We start from the raw sequence: 16,454 nt of genomic DNA on the forward strand, positions 1-16,454 counted from the left end.
ATATGAGCTGGTTCAGGATTCGTTGGTCATGGAGCTTGCCCGCGACCTTCATCCTGTTTTTTGTGGTGGCCGGCGCGCCGTTTCCGTTCGGCTCGACCAATGATCTTTCGATCGCGTTTTGGTGCCTGTGTCTCGGGATCGCGGTGATCTTCGCGCCGACGCGCGATCTGCGTCGGCCGCATCTTTGGCTGCTCGCCGGCATCGGCGTGATCGTTGTGGCCTACGCGTTCGTGCTGCACGAGCAGCTCTCCGACCATCCCTGGGTCGCGCCGTTCCAGCCGATCTGGAAGCAGGCCTCGGAGCTGCTGGGCGTGCCGATCGCTCCTTCTGCTTCCATCGTGAAGAACGAGGCGTTCTTCGCGCTCGGCGCCCCGCTCGCCAACATCCTCGCCATCGTCCTCGGCATTACCGTCGGAGCGAACCGCGACCGCGCCCGCCGCATGCTGTGGGTGATCGCGATCTCCGGTGCGACCTACGCCCTCTACGGCGTGCTCTCGTTCCTGATCGAGCCCACCATGATCCTGTGGCGGGACAAGACGGCCTATCTTGGTAGCGTCACCGGCACCTTCATCAACCGCAACACGGCGGCGGCCTATTTCGGCTCCTGCGCGGTGATCTGGATGCTGCTGATCCTGGAGGATGTCCGCCGCCGGCTTCCTGAGCGGCACATCGAATGGAAACGCCTGTCGCTCGACGTGCGCACGATCCCGCCAAAAGAAATCCTGCCGCAGCTCACATGTCTGCTGATCTGCCTGATGGCGATGTTCATGACGACCTCGCGCGCCGGCGTCGGCCTGTCGCTGCTCGCGATGATCGTCGCGTTCACGCTCTTTCTCAGGAAGGACCTGCCGCCGCGCACCGGCATCTGGATTTCGCTGGGCTCGGGCCTCGCCGTCGCGCTCGGCCTCTTGCAGTTGCTCGGCGGCCGCGTCTCCAGCCGCTTCGATAGTAATGGCCTGGTCGACGAAGGTCGCATCGAGGCCTGGAAATCAACGCTCAAAATCATCGGCGACAACCCGTGGTTCGGCACCGGCATGGGTACCTTCCAATGGGCCTTCCCGCCCTACCGCAGCCCCAACATCTCGATTCGCGGAATCTGGGATGCCGCGCATTCGACGCCGCTGGAGCTTGCCTCCGAGGTGGGCATTCCCATGGCGCTGCTGGTGGCGCTTGCCTGGGCCATCATGCTGCTGGTGCTGGCCAAGGGCGTGTTCACCCGCCGGCGCGATGCCATCATCCCGCTGGCGGCGGTGGCGACCGCGACGCTGTCGCTGCTGCATTCGAGCCTCGACTTCACGCTGCAGGTGCCCGGTTACAGCATTCCATTCTTTGCGCTTTTCGGCGCCGGCCTGGCGCAATCCTTCCGCACCAAGGAGGGCCGCGCGATGGCGGAGGCGGGCTCTACCAGCCGGCGAGGCGAGGGCCATCCGACAACCCGGGACGCCGCCCCGAGCCCGATGCCTCAGCTTCACAAAAGTGTCTAGATTTGAAGCAGTTGCGTCGTTTACGAAGTCTTTAGAATAAGTGGACAGCTCTTTTCTCTTCGGTTAGGTTCCGCACTGCACAGCCATTTGCCCGGGCCGAGGAAGCACATCGGGGCAGCTGATTTTTTGGAGGTTGATTTATGAGCGTTATCAAGATTGCGCTTCGTATGGCTGCCGCCGCGGCCATCGCCGCGACGATTACCTCGGCCGCCAGCGCCGCCGTTTACCCGCCGCAGCGCCAGCTGCCGGCCACCGTCATTTCCGACTTCAAGGCTTCCCCCAACAGCCTGTTGCAGCAATATCCGACCGGCGGCCCGCAGCTGATCTCGCGCGTGCGCGACCTCGGCGCCTCCGATCCGACCACGCTTCCCGGCCTGATCGCACTCCTGAAGGATCCCGCGACCACCAAGGATCAGATGCGCGCAATCGTCGGCGGCCTCGCCCAAATCGCCCGCATGGCCGCACAGTCCGACCAGGCCTTCGCCAATGAGATCCAGGCCGCGATCGCCAACACCGGCAATGCCGACGTGATCGCCGCCTACCAGGCCGCGACCGGCGACGTCGCGATCGCCGCGACCGGCGGCGGCGCGGGCGGCGGTGGCACCGGCGCAGGCGGCCCGACCGGCACGAGCGGTTTTGCGACCGGCGGCAACGGCGGCGGCGGCACCACCTTCGGCAACAACACGACCGCCAACAACGCGCCCGGCGGCGGCAGTGGCGGCGTCGGCGGCACCACGAACAGCACCAGCCCGCGCCGATGACCGGTCCGGCCCTGCGGCCGGCCAGATGAGACATGACGACAGCGGCGCCATTGGGCGCCGCTTTGCTTTTGCGCCGTTAAGCTTCACGGCAAATGTCGCGCAAGCAGCGCTGTGCGCTGCATCAACCGCGTTCAATTACCGATGAGAGTATGCTAGTCTCTCGCGCAGCGCGGGCGTTGGCATCGGGTTTGCTCCGCAACGCAAGCTGGGCTGTTGGCAGATTTCCAATCCATAAAACGACGCATCGATCCATTTTCAGGAATTGCTAGATGTTGCAGGTGAACAAGCCGACCTCCGAGATCAATCGTGATTTCGCCGAGGCCGACGGCTCCCCGTCGCAGACGCTGACCTCCTATCTCGACATTATCAGGCGCCAGTTCCCGACCATGGTCGCCATCGTGTCGGCCTGCGTGATCCTGGCGCTGCTCTATCTCTTCACCGCCGCGCCGCTGTTCACCTCCACCGCCTCGATGGTGATCGACACCCGCAAGGTGCAGCTGTTCCAGCAGCAATCCGTGCTCGGCGACATCGCGGTCGATTCGGCGACGGTGGAAACTCAGGTCGAGATCCTGAAATCCGAGAACATCAGCCTCGCCGTGATCCGCGACCTACACCTGATCGAGGATCCCGAGTTCACCGGCTCTGGCGGCGGCGTGATCGGCGCGATTGCCGATTTCGTAAGCGGGTTGTTTTCCGACGGGCACGTACCGTCGGAATTTGAGCTCATCCGCAAGGCATTAGAGCGGTTCGAGAAGAACCGTACCATCAAGCGCATCGGCCTCACTTATGTGATGGAGATCGGCTACACGTCGAAGGACCCGCAAAAGGCCGCGAAAATCGCCAATGCGATAGGCGATGCCTACATCGTCGACTCGCTGGAGGCGAAGTACCAGGCGACGCGGCGCGCCAGCGTCTGGCTGCAGGACCGCATCAAGGAGCTGCGCACCCAGGCCTCCGTCGCGCAGAAGGCGGTGGTGGATTTCAAGATCGCTAACAATATCGTCGACAGCGGCGGCCGGCTGATGAACGAGCAGCAGCTCGCCGAGGTGAACAGTCAGCTGGTGATGGCGCATGCGTCGACGGCCGAGGCCAAGGCGCGGATGGACCGCATCAACGACATCCTCAAGCAAGAGATTCCGGACGCCAGTGTCGCCGACGCGCTGAAGAACGACACCATCGTCAAGCTGCGCGGCCAATATGTCGACATGGCCTCGAAGGAATCGATTTGGGCGATGAAATACGGCTCGGATCACCTGGCTGCGGTCAATCTGCGCCGGCAAATGGCCGAGATCAAGAAGAACATCATCGACGAGCTGAAGCGCATCCAGGAATCCTACAAAAGCGACTACGACATCGCGATGACCCGCGAGGAGGCGATCAAGTCGAGCCTCGCCAATGTCGTCTCAGAATCGCAGCTCACCAATCAGGCCCAGGTTCAGCTCCGCGAGCTCGAGAGCAACGCGCAGTCCTACCAGGCGATGTACGACAACTTCCTCCAACGCTACATGGAGAGCGTGCAGCAGCAATCCTTCCCGATCACCGAGGCGCGGATCATCAGCGCCGCGACAACGCCGTTGAGGAAGAGTTATCCGAAAACGTTGATCATCCTGGCGGCCGCGGTGTTGGCCGGCCTATTACTAGCTTTCTGCATAGCAATGGCTCGCGAACTCACCGACAAGGTCTTTCGCACCACTGGTCAAGTGGAGGAGGAACTCGGTGCGAACTGCATCGCCATTCTGCCGGCGCTCGGCAACGCGGTGTCACCTGCTACGCTCGGCGGCAGGCTCGGGAAGTTCAGCAAGCCAAGTAACAACCCTCAGCCCGACTTGTTGCGCTATGTCGTCGAGAATCCATTGTCGCGCTTCGCCGAAGCTGTGCGCTCAACGAAGGTGGCGGTAGACCTCAATTCGATCGTACGAGAAAATCGCGTCCTCGCGGTCACCTCGACCCTGCCGAACGAGGGCAAGAGCACGCTCTCGACTAACCTGGCCCAGCTGATGGCGCATGGCGGTGCGCGCGTCATCCTTGTCGACTCCGACCTGCGGAATCCCTCGCTATCGCGTGCTCTGGTGCCCGACGCGAAGATTGGGCTGGTCGACGTTGTCGCGCAGAAGGCCCAACTGGAGGACGCGCTGATCGTCGATCCCGTAACCAAGCTCTCGATTCTGCCGGCAGGCACTACCTCGAAGCTGCTGCACACAAACGAGATCCTCGCCTCGAAGGCGATGCACGCGTTGGTCACCGAACTCCGCTCGAAGTTCGAATACGTAGTCCTGGATATGCCGCCGATGGCGCCGGTGGTGGACGTGCGCGTCACCTCCTCCTTCGTCGACTCTTATGTGTTTGTTGTGGAGTGGGGTAAAACCAAGATAGACGTCGTCCGCCACAATTTGCGCGGCTCACCGGAGATCCAGGACAAGCTGCTCGGGGTTATATTGAACAAAGCCGACACCAAGGCGCTGGCACGCTACGAGTCTTATCACGGCCGTTACTACTACCAGAAGTACTACGCCCGCTATGGTTATGTCGAATAGCGTCCGGCTTGCGTTTGTTGCGCTCGGTATTGCTGGAATATGTTGGTGTGTCGTCGTCCTACCGGTCTTCCGCTCGGCCGTTTTGGCGCGCGAAATCACCGACCGGATCGTGCGTGACGATCGCTTCGGGCCCGGCGCGCTAACGAGCACTCTGCTCCAGTTAGGTGCCGAGAATGAATCTGTTGGTGCTGAACCTTCTGTCTCGCGCGCGCGAGCGCTCACCCGTCTCTGGCTGGCGGAACGCTCTTTGCAGCAGAACGAGCCAGATGCTGATCAGCAGTTCGCTACTGCGGAACAGGACTTGCTCAAGTCACTGGTGAATAGTCCGATCGACTCTTTCTTTTGGATGTTGCTTTACTCAGTGACGATGTCTCGAAGTGGCCTTGACGACAAAGCACTCACCTATCTCGGTCAGTCTTATACTACAGGACCTCGCGAGGGTTGGATTTCTTTGCGGCGGAATCGGTTAGCCTTGGCTGCGTTTCCGCAATTGGGTGCCGTGATGCAGCAGATGGCCGTTGCCGAGTATTCTGCAATGGTGGATACGGACTTCACGGAAGAGGCTTCGCGGCTCCTGATGGGCGTAGGCTGGCCTCATCGCGATCGGCTGCTGGCAAGTTTGAGTAAGGTTGATCTACGATCTCGAGAGCTTCTCAGCCGTAGGCTGTCGTTCGAGAGAGTGCGCGTTGTCATTCCCGGAATTGAGCTAGATGAGAGGCCTTGGCGATGAATTATGTCGCGCGTCGAATTATTTGGTACAGTTGCTTGACCGTAGCCTTTCTACAGCAATCGCAATCAAGCATCGCTTACTCGCAGGCCAGTGTGAGTTCCCCGCGGTTAACCGTACAAGGCCCGGCCGAACAGCAAGTGAAGCCAATTCCCCGAAACGCGACGGGACGCCCGTGCCTTGATGTTGAGGCTATAGCGCGAGCCCACCTTGTGAATCCCGATCTTGTGGATCACGTTGTCAGTGTTAAGAACAATTGCCCTCGTAAGGTGAATGTCAGGATTTGCTACTTCAACTCTGACAAATGCAACAGTTTTGACGTTGATGGATACAAAAGAGTAGATTCCATCTTGGGAACAATGTCCGGAATAAGATTCTTTAGGTATTCGTTGTCTCAAAAATGAAGCCGCACTTTTGTTGCGGGCGCTAGCGCGATTTGCGTGGGACGGCAGAGGAGCGTGCAACTGCTCCTAATTGAAGAAGCAACGTGACTGTTACTATTGTGAAGAACCGCATCACTGCTTCAGCAAATCCCACTTGCAGCGGCCCACGCAAGAAGATCATCGCAAGCATAACGAGGATGCTGGAAATCAGCTGCCATGCGGAAAAGGTCTGAGCTCGAGCAGCCCGTCGTTCGATCATGTCAAATGCCCATGGCACTACTAGCGACAATGCAAGTGCTCCAAGCAAGCCAAACGCTAGATAGCCCTCTACCGGAGGGGGAGAAGAAAGATTGTCGCTCGTATAGCCTTCGTATTGATGAAGGTAGTCGAATATTATCTTCGCAGGATGTTCACCCTTTTCGCTCCACAAACTTCGCGGAATGAAAAAGAAGAATGCGCCAAAAAGGTTGCTGCCATATTCGATCCCGCGTTCGCGCACCCAAACAACAGTGTAGCAGAAGATGTTTAGGGCGTCGTAATCCATATGAGCGAAAAAGTTACGCAGGTCGCGGGTATCATTTGTGACGGAGTTGTATCTGAAGAAGCTGTTAAATATTGGCGAGACGGCGATGCCTGCGAGTATCGGGTAAAGGATCAACCTCGTTTTGTTCCACCCGTAGATGGCTAAAAGGCCGAACACAATCAGCGCGGAGGACTGATATCGGGCATGTATAAGAGGATTGTTTACGAGGGCGGCAAGGACCGTAAGCAGTCCGAATATGAAGACGCGGCCATGATTGGAATGTCGATAGTTCAGAATGAGGCCGATAAGAGCTCCGACAAATGCGAGTGGATCAACAAACGCATGCAGAAGAATCACGGCTGTCTTTGAGGCGTCGCCGGAGAGCGCTTGACTTGCGGCCTGGCGATTCGTGAAGAGAATAGGCAGGTAGTAGATCAGTAGGCCCCCGGCTATCGTCGCGGTGACCACGAGGAGTATCGTTGTGTCCCTTGGCCGAAATCGGAACAAGGTTAAGTCTAGCAGACCAGGCTTTCCATGGGGCTTGCCGAAATCGTTACGGCGCCGAAACACAAAGAAAAGTCCGAAGACGGTAAACGGGACACAGAGGCACGATGCTAGCAAGAGAACCTCTGCATCATCGAAAATCGGAGATTTTTGTTCTGCGATTTGCTGCAGAGGTGCCAGGGCGTGGAATAAAAAGTTAAAGAAAAAGAAGACGACGAAGAGCGGATAACCTCTCGCTGTCGAACGGGAGAGGCCAATTAGGGCTAAAACTCCATTGAGAGCGAGGATAAGCTCAACAACAAGCGACTTTGGTGTTTCGCTCACAGCATGTACAAGCGACCAAGCTAGGTAGCATCCTAGAAAGGCAAATAGCAGGACGTCGGCAATCCCTGCCAGGCCGGGGGAATGACGCGCGCTTCTGCTTGCACGGATCGAAGTATTCACTCGCGTTATTCCGCCGCTCTATTGCGGCAAAGCTATTTTTGAGCAAAACAGTGGAACATGGATTGCCGCGGAATTCCGCCAGAGAGCCTCCATGTCCATTGCCGCCAATACCATTGGAGAGTCCATTAATGCAAGATCGTCGTCAAGTTATCTTCGGCTTGATGGGACTAGCTGACCTTATTCCAAGGGCCCTTTTTGCCGCTTCGGTGCCCGAGCTCCCGCCAGTTGTCCAGATTGCACCTCTGGGGCGACGCGTTTTTGCGCATTGGCATATCTTCAGACGTTCTTTCGACAACGCGGCTCCAGCTAACGATCAGTACGCTCGATACCTGTCACCGGAGGGCTCGAACGGACAATACCGCAACGTTGGGGGATTCATTCGCGAGCGCCCCTATCCTCGTCCGGCGCGTAGCGAAACCGACTGGGCCGTGCTGGATTGCGTTGACGAGATACGTCTCGCGGAAGCAGCGGGGATCGACGGTTTCCAATTCAATATAGGCTCGGTCAAACGGGACTCGAAGCTGTTTTGGCTGGCGCTCCAAGACATGCTGGAGGCGAGCGAGAGAGTGAACTCCAATTTTTCAATTCTTTTATCTTTGGATTGTGCAATTATTAAGCCCGATAAGCCCGTCGCTGACCTCGTTGACGCCCTTGTATCTGTTGCGCCTCGCGCTCGCGTGGCGCGAGCTTCTGATGGGCGTCTGTTACTGGGGGCGTTCGCGGCCGAGCTCTGGTCAGTCGAGAGATGGAGGAATGTTTTGGATGGTCTCTCCAATCAGGGCCACTCCACTTATTTCATTCCGACGTTTCTCAATCCTAGGGAAGCGCGACCCTATCTTCCACTAGCAGATGGAGCATCAGTTTGGGGCGGCAACCGTTTCAACCAGCTACCGACGATCGAGAGGTTTGGGAGTTCCGTTCGTGAACTCGGCAAAAGTTGGATTGCGCCCGTCTGGTCCCAAGACTTTCGACCGAAAGACGGCTGGTTTGCCGAGGCTCGTAACAGCGAGTTGTACAGAGAGGGCTGGAGCCGCGCGATCGCAAGCAATGCGGACGCAGCTGCCGTCATAACCTGGAACGATTATTCAGAGAGCTCTGAAGTTGAACCTTCGACAGGCATTCAGTCCGCATTTTACGATCTAACTTCGTTTTACGCTAAGTGGTTCAAGGCGGGTAAGATGCCAGGTATCACAGAAGACGTCTTGTTTTACTTTCATCGGACTGAATCGACGGAGTGGTCAACAACCGGAATCCTACAGCCTCGACGGTTTGTTATTCGCTTTGGCGAGGACGCGCGAAACGAGATCGAACTGCTAGCGCTGCTGACCAGCCCCGGCCGTCTGGAGATCTCCACTAGCTTAGGGGTAACGTCTCTCGAGGCGCAGAAGGGAATAACTTCAGTTCGTGCACCGATCGCGCCAGGGCGGCCAGTCTTCCGGCTAATCAGGAACGGACGCCCTACGATTGAGTTGACGAGCGCCTTCGAAGTTCGCGAAAACTCACAGTATCAAGACTTGCTCTATCATGGTGGTTCATCGCACCGCGCGCCGTTCGAGAACCCGGCTGGTCGATGACGAAGTTTGAAATTCCTAGCCATCGATTAGGTGGGGGGCTCCATTGAATATCGCTGTTGGTTTCGCCACGACTGGACGTCGAGATTTGCTGTCCGAGACATTGCGAAGAGTAGCTGCGCAGACTAGAAGGCCGGAACTTGTCGTTATCTGTCATGTAAAGGCCGATGACGTAGATCGCGAGGTCATAGCTAATCTTCCTCTCAGAATAGCTGTTATTCAGAGTTCGCCCGGCCTAACGGTTCAAAGGAATCGCATCCTTCACGAACTTAAGGGCTTTAGCGTCGCTGTATTCTTCGACGATGATTTCTTCCCTGCTGCCGACTACTTAGAAGGCGTTGAGCATATCTTCGTTCAGATTGAGAACGCCGCCATTGTGACCGGCCAGGTGATTGCAGACGGCGCGAATGGCCCTGGCATCTTACCCGAACACGCAGACGAGATACTCCGCGCGTCCGAAGCTATGATTGATCCGACGGCGGCGCCTGAGATTGTCTTTAGCGCCTATGGTTGCAATATGGCGATCCGACTTGAAGTCGCTATTGCGAATTGCTTGGAATTTGATGAGGAATTACCTTTGTATGGCTGGTTGGAGGATATGTCATTCAGCCGACAAATGGCCCGGTACGGCGACGTGTTATGGGTTCCGCAGCTTCGTGGTGTGCATCTTTCAATCAAGTCCGCACGTAGTTCAGGCTTCAGCTTTGGCTATGCTCAGATTGCCAATCCAATTCACCTTTGGCGAAAAGGACTGATTTCATGGACTGTAGTGTTGTCGCACGCAGGTAAAAACTTTGTCGCTAATGTATTGCGGCTGTCGAGAGCCGATACGTACGTTGATCGTAAGGGACGCCTTGCCGGCAATTTATCCGCTCTGAAAGATCTGGCTCTTGGACGGATCAATCCCGGACGCATTTTAGGCTTGTCAAAGTCGACGTAGATCCAGAGGACGGTATGCACGCACAATTGATGGACAACCTGAAGGATCGGCTCCTTGCGCTACTAGCGGATATTCCACGTGAATCGAGGATCGCCTTTGTGGACTATCCTGTCCATTTCAACGTTGGCGACCTCCTCATAGATCGGGGCACTCAGGAATTCTTCCGCCAATCGCACCACGATGTCGTTGGACGATTCAGCATCGGTGATTTGGGGCGCGCCAATAGGAGTGGCTTCGAAGCTGGAAGATCTATTTCTCTGCTGGATCGCGCGGTTCGGTCGGGAGCTACTATAGTTTGCCACGGAGGTGGTAATCTCGGTGACATATGGCCCGAGCACCAGTTGTGCCGTGAAATGCTCTTGAGAAGATATGGCAACGCTAAATTTGTTTTCCTTCCTCAATCGATTCATTTTACTTCCGATGTGGACGCTAGGCGTGCACTCGGCGCGATCCGTAGCCATGGCGGGGTATCGCTATACGTTCGAGATCGAGAATCGATAGAGTTCGCGGAATCTTGTGCGGCTAAAGTGGCCGTTCTCCCGGATATGGCGCATCAGCTTTGGGGCGAGTTGGACGTGTCGCCGCCAAGCAGTTTGAAATCCGGAACTCTGATCGTCAGCCGACGAGACAGCGAGAAGAGCGGCAGTCTCAATGTGCAGGACCGGTCGTTCGATTGGGACGATGTAGTAGGATTGACGGAAAGGGGCCTGCTCAAGGTCTTCCAAGCTGCGGAACTCGCGGGGCCTACCTTGCGGCGGCATTGGGAGACTTACCCATTATGGGCTTTTACAGAGACTCGCTTGATTGCAAAGGCTGTTAGAATTTTCTCTGAGCACGAAACGATTGTAACTGATCGGCTTCACGCGATGATACTGGGTGCACTGCTTTCAAGAAGGGTAAAGTTTAGCGATAACTCCTATGGCAAACTGGGCCGTTATTTCGAAATGTTTTTTGCTGACTCACCAAAACTCAGTCAAGCCGACTGATGTCCAAGACTCGAAGCGGCAAGACCACATCCAGCCGGCCGGCTACGCGGCATTTGTTCCGTTCGGTGCCTTGGGTGATGCTGGAAGCCGGCTTCAACATTTGTCACGGTCTGGCGTCGATTTTTGCGATCGGATGGTTGATAGCGCCTTCTGAACTTGGGCGAGCTAGCGTGGCCTTATCAACGGTTCTTTTCATCGAATCGTTCACATCGTTGGGGCTTCAAGAGGCGGTCATTCGAGCTCGATCCGGAGAAACGTTAACTACTGATACCGCCTTCTCTTTAGCCATATTGTCCGGGTGCTGTGGAGTTCTCTTAGCAGGTGGGGCCGCGGTGCCCTTAGGCTATGCATACGGTAGCTACGAGATCACGGCGCTGCTTTTCGCAGCAGCTACAATTATTCCGCTAAATGCTTTGTTGGCAGTGCCGGCGGCAATGCTCGCGCGAAAAGTCAGAGGAGCGGCGCTGACGAAGCGTATGATTCTCGGCAAACTGCTCGGATTAACGGTTCTACTTCTTTCAGGAGTATTTGGCACCGGTGCTTGGGCCGTGGTCTTGAGCTCAATTGCCACTAGCGCTGGCGGTCTGCTCGTGTTGGCTCTGCTGACGAAGCGCTTTCCAAAGTTTCGTTTCGATAAAGCGAGAGCGCGAGAGCTTTTGGGCTTCGGGATATTGCAAGGTCTAGAGAATGTCTTTTGGAGCGCAACATATCGACTGTTCGGAGTTTTGTTGGGGTATCTCCACGGTGCAGCCGCTCTCGGCTACTTCTATTTCGCATTAAGACTGGTCGAAGAGATTGCAGGCATGCTCCAGCTAATAGTGAGCAGGTTCGCATTATCGCTTTTCGCGGGTCTGCAGCGAGCAGCATCAGTGGATGCTACGGTCAGTGCTTTCATTAAAGGAACGCGCGTGCTGACCTTGGTTGCGTCGCCTGCGTTCGCGTTGTTGGCCTTATTCTCAGGAGATGTGTTGGCGATCCTCTTCGGCCAACAATGGGACGCATCGGCACCTCTCATTGCCATTCTAAGTATCGGGTGGATCTTCGCGTTTCCAAGGATATTGGTTGCGCCCATGCTTCGTGCCCGAGGTGACCAAAGGCTAGTCCTATACTACGCGGGCGCATCGTGCGGCTTCACGTTGCTTGCCTGTCTGGCATCCTCGGGGTTGCCGCTGTCTGCCATTGCTATTGCATGGACAGCACGACATGTGATTGCTGTTCCTTGGTCAGTATGGGTTGTTCACTATCGCTACGGTCTCTCCTACCGATCGTTGGCCGACCTAGCCGTGCGTCCTCTCATAGCGATTACCGCTATGAGCGCGATGGTGGTGGCGGTGGACCGTCTTTTACCAGCTCTCCCCCCTTGGTCGCATATCGCGGTAGGAGCCACGCTCGGCGTGGCCGTTTATGCTTGCGTGGCGCTAATTATGGATCGGGAATCCGTTAAGATTATACGGCATATTGCGAATTCAGCGGTCAGGCGGAATGTTCTGTGAGGCCCCAGCTTCAGTCCAGCAGTTCGCTGGCCTCTCGAAGCGCAGCTTGATGTAGTGCACTATAGTGTTCTCTGACCTTTGTGCGGACTCCTTCGCTTTTCCGCCTCTCGTCTAAGGTTCGTCTTATTTCATCGATAGCTGCCGAGTAGAACGAATCGCCCGGAGCAATGACGGTACCGCAGTCTCCTATCTGGCTCGCAATGCAACCGCGGTCAAAGGAGACTATTCGATTTCCAGCGGCCTGAGCTTCGAAAAGGACAGTCGGTTGAGCTTCGTTCGCGTACTCTGTGGGAAAAACAAAGAGGTCGATTTCATCATAGAAATGATCTTTCTCTTTTCCGAATAATGGTCCGAGGTACTCTAAGGATGGTCCGAATTCCTTTGCGGCGGCCTCCAAATTGGCCTTGTCCTCTTCGTTTGCAATAGGCCCAGCAAGAATGCCAACGACGTCGATCTGCTCCAAACGTAAGCGTCTGATAAGCTCAAGAAAGGTGTACAGGCCCTTTTCGCGCGTTAGGTTGCTTAAGAAGCCCACGCGAACCGGGCCTATATTCGATCGCAGACGACCACTTCGACGAAGAGGTACGAATGCGGCGTTTGAGATGATTCGTGAGTTCGGTAGCTCTCGATATTGAGCTTCGAAACGAACCTTCATGGTCGTACAGAGGAAGATATGTTCGATCCTGGCGCCGCCGAAGCGCAAAATGAGTTGCATGAGAAAAAAATGTCGGTCGATATAGCTGAAGCTGTGGTGGTGCAAAAAAATCTTGTACCCGCGCGCCGCTGCGATCGAGACGGTCGCTGCGGTGTACAACAACCCCCAATCGCCTTCGCAACCAGTATAGAGGAGCTTTCGTGAGTGCTTGTTGCGCAAAAGGCGCAAGCACCCCTTCAGCACTTGCTTCAACTTGCGCAAGTGTCTCAGTGCGGCAGCTGCCGCTGTCGGGGGTGCGATATTTACGATCTCGACGTTGGCATGTTTCGCGAGAATTTTGATTGTTTCACCCGTGATGAAGGCAAAGCCTGTAACGGGCGGAGGAAGGTGCCCTATCGCGAGGACGAAGGGATGCTTGCTCATCCTAGCTTTCGAATGAAAATCATCAGCGTCGATTTGAAGCCAGAGGGCGAAATAGCTTGCAGCGCTCGAAAACCCGCAAATAGGAGCCTTCTGTTGAAGTGATAGGATGGAAAGCCATCCCAAGAATAAGTCGAATGTTCAAACCGGTGCGTTGGAAAAAATTCTGTCAGTGCCCCCAATGTGTTCACCAGATAATGCGCTGGAAAAACGTCCTCTTCTTTCCGATCAGGCTGAGCAGCATGCAGCACTCTGTCCTTGATCTTATCGGAAATCAGGCGGTTCATCATCGAGATATATCCATTCCGGTTCGGCGTTCTCGCGCAGATCCAGCCACCCGGTTTGAGAATTCTCGCCAGTTCAGTACAAGTGCTTCGTGGATCGGGTAAGTGTTCAAAGGTAAAATCGGACACGATTAGGTCGATCGAGGAATCTTCCAGTGGAATGGCCGCGCCGCGCAGGACGACGGCTCGGTCAACGCCTGGATTTGTCAGAACGACATCGTCGACATCGACACCGATCACTTCGCGTACCTTCCCCTTCAGCATTCTAAGCTGCCGGCGGTAAGTGACAGGGTCGTCAATGAGAGGTCCACCACGACCAGCACCAAAGTCTACTACCATACTATCGGGCGAGAGTAGAGCGTTAACTCGGGAATAGAATTGGACGGTGCCGTCAACTCGGTCGAAACCTCCGGCCTTGAGCTCGGGATAAGTCTCTTCGATAAAAGAGGGCCGTGCGTTCATGTCGTCGCTCCCAAACTCGCTCTGCTCAGGATCCGGACTCGCTATTGGCTAGCAGAGTGGATTCCTGCCGTGGTCCTAGTATAGCCGCTGGATATCCCGCAGCGATGACCGCCGCCGGGATGTTTGTCAAAACGGTGCTTCTCGCACCCACGATCGCCCCAGCTCCGATTGTTACCCCTGGCGCAATGAAGCAATCCGCTGCGACCCAAGCTTCTCGCTCAACGACCACAGCTTTTGCAACCAGTGGGAATGTTATATCGTTGTGATCGTGGGTCGCCGCGCACACGTATGACCGTTGTGAAACTACCGCGCTTTCACCGATCTCGATCGAACCAAGGCTGTACAGCTCGGCGTTGTCGCCGATCCAGCAGTGATGGCCCAATTTCACCTTCCAAGGGTAAGTCACACGCACCGTCGGCCGGACTAGTACTCCTTTGCCGACTTTGGCGCCAAACATTCGCAATAAGCATCGTCGCCACCCGTATGCGGGTTGAGGAGACCAAGCGAACAACGTCTGCTGAACAATTTGCCACAGCAGCACGACCAGCCCCGAACGTCCTCTAAACCCAGGCGGCACTTTGGATCGCGAGAGGTCCTGAAACCTCGGTCGCTCGTCAGACGTCATTGCCTTCTCAATCAATACGCGTTGGGTCGGGCGAAAGTGACCAATACTGTCCCAACGATGATTTTTAGATCCAACCCCAAGCTCCAGTTATTGATGTACCACAGATCATACTCCACGCGCTTCTGCATCAGGTCGAGCGTGCGGGTTTCTCCGCGATAACCATTAACTTGGGCCCAGCCGGTGATGCCGGGCTTGACGTGATGGCGGAAGGCGTAGTTGCCGATGATCTGCTCATATTCGGTGTTGTGGGCGGCCGCGTGCGGGCGGGGGCCGACCAGCGACATGTCGCCCTTGAGCACGTTGAGAAGCTGCGGCAGCTCGTCGATCGAGGTCTTGCGCAGCCATTTGCCGATTCTCGTGACGCGCGGGTCGTTCTTCTGCGCCTGGACGATGGTCGGGCCGTCCTCCAGCACGCGCATGGTGCGGAATTTGAAGATCTTGAACGCGCGCCCGCCAAAGCCGTGGCGGGTCTGGCGGAAGAACACCGGGCCCTTCGAGGTCAGCTTGATCAGGATCGCGGTCACCAGCATCACCGGCGCGAACACCAGGAGTGCGAAGCTCGCCCCGACGAGATCCAGCGCCCGCTTGAGCGCACGCTCTTTCCAGGACAAGGGTGCGCGGCGCAGCTCGGCGGTGAAGGTGTTGCCGGTGCCTTCAAGCGGATAGCGCAGGAAGCGCGCCGTGTTGGCGTCCGGCACCAGATGCACCGGGACGGGGAGGATCTTCAGCGCGTCCAGAATGCTGTCGATCGCGTGCTGCCGGCTCCAGTTCATCAAGAGGAAGACGTGCTCGATCCGGTTCTCGCGCGCATAGTTGATCAGCTCCTCGAACCGCGGCGCCTGCGAGGAGAGCAGCAGCGGCGAGGCGAGCTCCTTGGCGGGGATCTCCATCACCCGCATCAGGCGGTAGCCGTGCTGGCCGAGGTCATCCACCGCGTTGGACGAGGTGGCAAGGCCGAACTCGGCGATCATGATCGCGCGGCCGTTGGCGAAGGCGCCGGTGCGTAAGCCATGCGCGGTCCAGCGCGCGGCCGCGACCTTCCAGGCGAGCAGAACGGCGAGGCCGACCAGATAAAACGAGATGGTGGTGCCGCGGGAGAACTCGTCGCTGACCTTCATCGTGAAGGCGATCGCCAGCAGCGCGCCGAACAGGCCGGTCCACGTCGTCAGCGTCATCCGGAACGTGCGTGGCAGGTCGGTGACGGTTTTCAGGCGGTAGCCGTGCTGCACGATGGTCAGAAGGATGAAATTGATTGCGACCAGGACACTGGCCGCCGCATAGACGTCCGCCTTGCCGAGCGTGCCCGCGGTCGCGATGTGATAGCCGACCGCGCAGCCGATCCCGCTGAATACGATGAGTGCCGCATCGACCACAGCCATCAACCGCTCGACAACCACGGGACGCAGCCAGCTCGGCGCATAGCCGGTGGCGGTTGCCGGGGATTGCTCGACCGTACCAATTTCCGTCGCAGAATCAGGGACGGGCACCGGTCGAGTGGAAAGAATCGTCATCTTGCCAAGCCCATTGACGCAAAATTCATTATCCGAACGCGCTGTGCTATCGGTCAAAATCGCTTTTAAAACAAGGCGAAGGGAAAATTAACCTTACCCCAGAAGCTTCATTGTAGCCCATCTCGCCTCGACTGATATGTTAAATTT

The 16,454-nt window shown here is 56.7% G+C and carries 13 protein-coding genes; 8 read left to right on the forward strand and 5 right to left on the reverse strand.

Going from position 1 to position 16,454, the window contains the following annotated elements:
- Positions 1-35 precede the first annotated feature (35 nt).
- The 4 genes from RAD04_RS11060 to RAD04_RS11075 all read left to right on the forward strand — a co-directional run bounded on the left by RAD04_RS11060 (position 36) and on the right by RAD04_RS11075 (position 5,509).
- Positions 36-1,484 (forward strand): O-antigen ligase family protein, encoded by a 1,449-nt coding sequence (locus RAD04_RS11060; RefSeq protein ID WP_461623809.1) that lies wholly within the window; start codon positions 36-38, stop codon positions 1,482-1,484.
- Positions 1,485-1,624: 140 nt separating this feature from the next.
- Positions 1,625-2,245 (forward strand): hypothetical protein, encoded by a 621-nt coding sequence (locus RAD04_RS11065; RefSeq protein WP_461623810.1) that lies wholly within the window; start codon positions 1,625-1,627, stop codon positions 2,243-2,245.
- Positions 2,246-2,514: 269 nt separating this feature from the next.
- Complete coding sequence (locus RAD04_RS11070) at positions 2,515-4,779, forward strand: polysaccharide biosynthesis tyrosine autokinase (RefSeq protein ID WP_461623811.1); 2,265 nt, start codon at positions 2,515-2,517, stop codon at positions 4,777-4,779.
- Positions 4,769-5,509: a hypothetical protein gene (locus tag RAD04_RS11075; RefSeq protein ID WP_461623812.1), complete on the forward strand. Its 741-nt coding sequence runs from the start codon at positions 4,769-4,771 to the stop codon at positions 5,507-5,509. Before RAD04_RS11070 ends, RAD04_RS11075 begins: the two co-directional genes overlap by 11 nt.
- Before the next feature lie 423 nt (positions 5,510-5,932).
- Here RAD04_RS11075 and RAD04_RS11080 read toward each other — a convergent pair whose 3' ends face one another.
- Positions 5,933-7,360, reverse strand: a complete 1,428-nt coding sequence (locus tag RAD04_RS11080) for a hypothetical protein (protein WP_461623813.1) — start codon at positions 7,358-7,360, stop codon at positions 5,933-5,935.
- Between the two features lie 128 nt (positions 7,361-7,488).
- Here RAD04_RS11080 and RAD04_RS11085 point away from each other — a divergent pair, with 128 nt between their 5' ends.
- Genes RAD04_RS11085 through RAD04_RS11100 form a run of 4 tightly spaced genes read left to right on the forward strand, consistent with a single transcriptional unit; the run spans position 7,489 to position 12,350 of the window.
- Positions 7,489-8,934, forward strand: a complete 1,446-nt coding sequence (locus tag RAD04_RS11085) for an endo-1,3-alpha-glucanase family glycosylhydrolase (protein WP_461623814.1) — start codon at positions 7,489-7,491, stop codon at positions 8,932-8,934.
- Between the two features lie 43 nt (positions 8,935-8,977).
- Complete coding sequence (locus RAD04_RS11090) at positions 8,978-9,871, forward strand: glycosyltransferase family 2 protein (RefSeq protein WP_461623815.1); 894 nt, start codon at positions 8,978-8,980, stop codon at positions 9,869-9,871.
- 14 nt (positions 9,872-9,885) lie between these two features.
- Positions 9,886-10,857 carry a polysaccharide pyruvyl transferase family protein gene (locus RAD04_RS11095; protein ID WP_461623816.1) on the forward strand — a complete coding sequence of 324 codons (972 nt, stop codon included), beginning with the start codon at positions 9,886-9,888 and terminating at the stop codon, positions 10,855-10,857.
- A complete protein-coding gene (locus RAD04_RS11100) occupies positions 10,857-12,350 on the forward strand; it encodes an oligosaccharide flippase family protein (RefSeq protein ID WP_461623817.1) in 1,494 nt (497 codons plus the stop codon). The genes RAD04_RS11095 and RAD04_RS11100 overlap by 1 nt, the downstream gene beginning before the upstream one ends.
- A 10-nt stretch (positions 12,351-12,360) precedes the next feature.
- On the opposite strand, the gene RAD04_RS11105 is transcribed toward RAD04_RS11100, so the two are convergent.
- From RAD04_RS11105 to RAD04_RS11120, 4 genes are read right to left on the reverse strand one after another with little or no spacing between them, the layout of a single operon-like run.
- Entirely contained in the window at positions 12,361-13,428 is a 1,068-nt protein-coding gene (locus tag RAD04_RS11105; RefSeq protein WP_461623818.1) for a glycosyltransferase family 4 protein, read from the reverse strand.
- Positions 13,425-14,171: a class I SAM-dependent methyltransferase gene (locus tag RAD04_RS11110; RefSeq protein ID WP_461623819.1), complete on the reverse strand. Its 747-nt coding sequence runs from the start codon at positions 14,169-14,171 to the stop codon at positions 13,425-13,427. The genes RAD04_RS11105 and RAD04_RS11110 overlap by 4 nt, the downstream gene beginning before the upstream one ends.
- A 25-nt stretch (positions 14,172-14,196) precedes the next feature.
- Entirely contained in the window at positions 14,197-14,796 is a 600-nt protein-coding gene (locus tag RAD04_RS11115; protein WP_461623820.1) for a WcaF family extracellular polysaccharide biosynthesis acetyltransferase, read from the reverse strand.
- A gap of 11 nt (positions 14,797-14,807) precedes the next feature.
- Entirely contained in the window at positions 14,808-16,307 is a 1,500-nt protein-coding gene (locus tag RAD04_RS11120) for an undecaprenyl-phosphate glucose phosphotransferase (RefSeq protein WP_461623821.1), read from the reverse strand.
- Positions 16,308-16,454 lie beyond the last annotated feature (147 nt).

Source organism: Bradyrhizobium sp. 25ACV, from assembly GCF_054863005.1.

Bases quoted from the DNA above. Each gene is read 5' to 3' on its own strand.
- RAD04_RS11065 (WP_461623810.1), top strand. From the start codon at position 1,625: ATGAGCGTTATCAAGATTGCGCTTCGTATGGCTGCCGCCGCGGCCATC.
- RAD04_RS11070 (WP_461623811.1), top strand. From the start codon at position 2,515: ATGTTGCAGGTGAACAAGCCGACCTCCGAGATCAATCGTGATTTCGCC.
- RAD04_RS11075 (WP_461623812.1), top strand. From the start codon at position 4,769: ATGTCGAATAGCGTCCGGCTTGCGTTTGTTGCGCTCGGTATTGCTGGA.
- RAD04_RS11085 (WP_461623814.1), top strand. From the start codon at position 7,489: ATGCAAGATCGTCGTCAAGTTATCTTCGGCTTGATGGGACTAGCTGAC.
- RAD04_RS11095 (WP_461623816.1), top strand. From the start codon at position 9,886: ATGCACGCACAATTGATGGACAACCTGAAGGATCGGCTCCTTGCGCTA.
- RAD04_RS11100 (WP_461623817.1), top strand. From the start codon at position 10,857: ATGTCCAAGACTCGAAGCGGCAAGACCACATCCAGCCGGCCGGCTACG.
- RAD04_RS11105 (WP_461623818.1), bottom strand. From the start codon at position 13,428: ATGAGCAAGCATCCCTTCGTCCTCGCGATAGGGCACCTTCCTCCGCCC.
- RAD04_RS11110 (WP_461623819.1), bottom strand. From the start codon at position 14,171: ATGAACGCACGGCCCTCTTTTATCGAAGAGACTTATCCCGAGCTCAAG.
- RAD04_RS11115 (WP_461623820.1), bottom strand. From the start codon at position 14,796: ATGACGTCTGACGAGCGACCGAGGTTTCAGGACCTCTCGCGATCCAAA.
- RAD04_RS11120 (WP_461623821.1), bottom strand. From the start codon at position 16,307: ATGACGATTCTTTCCACTCGACCGGTGCCCGTCCCTGATTCTGCGACG.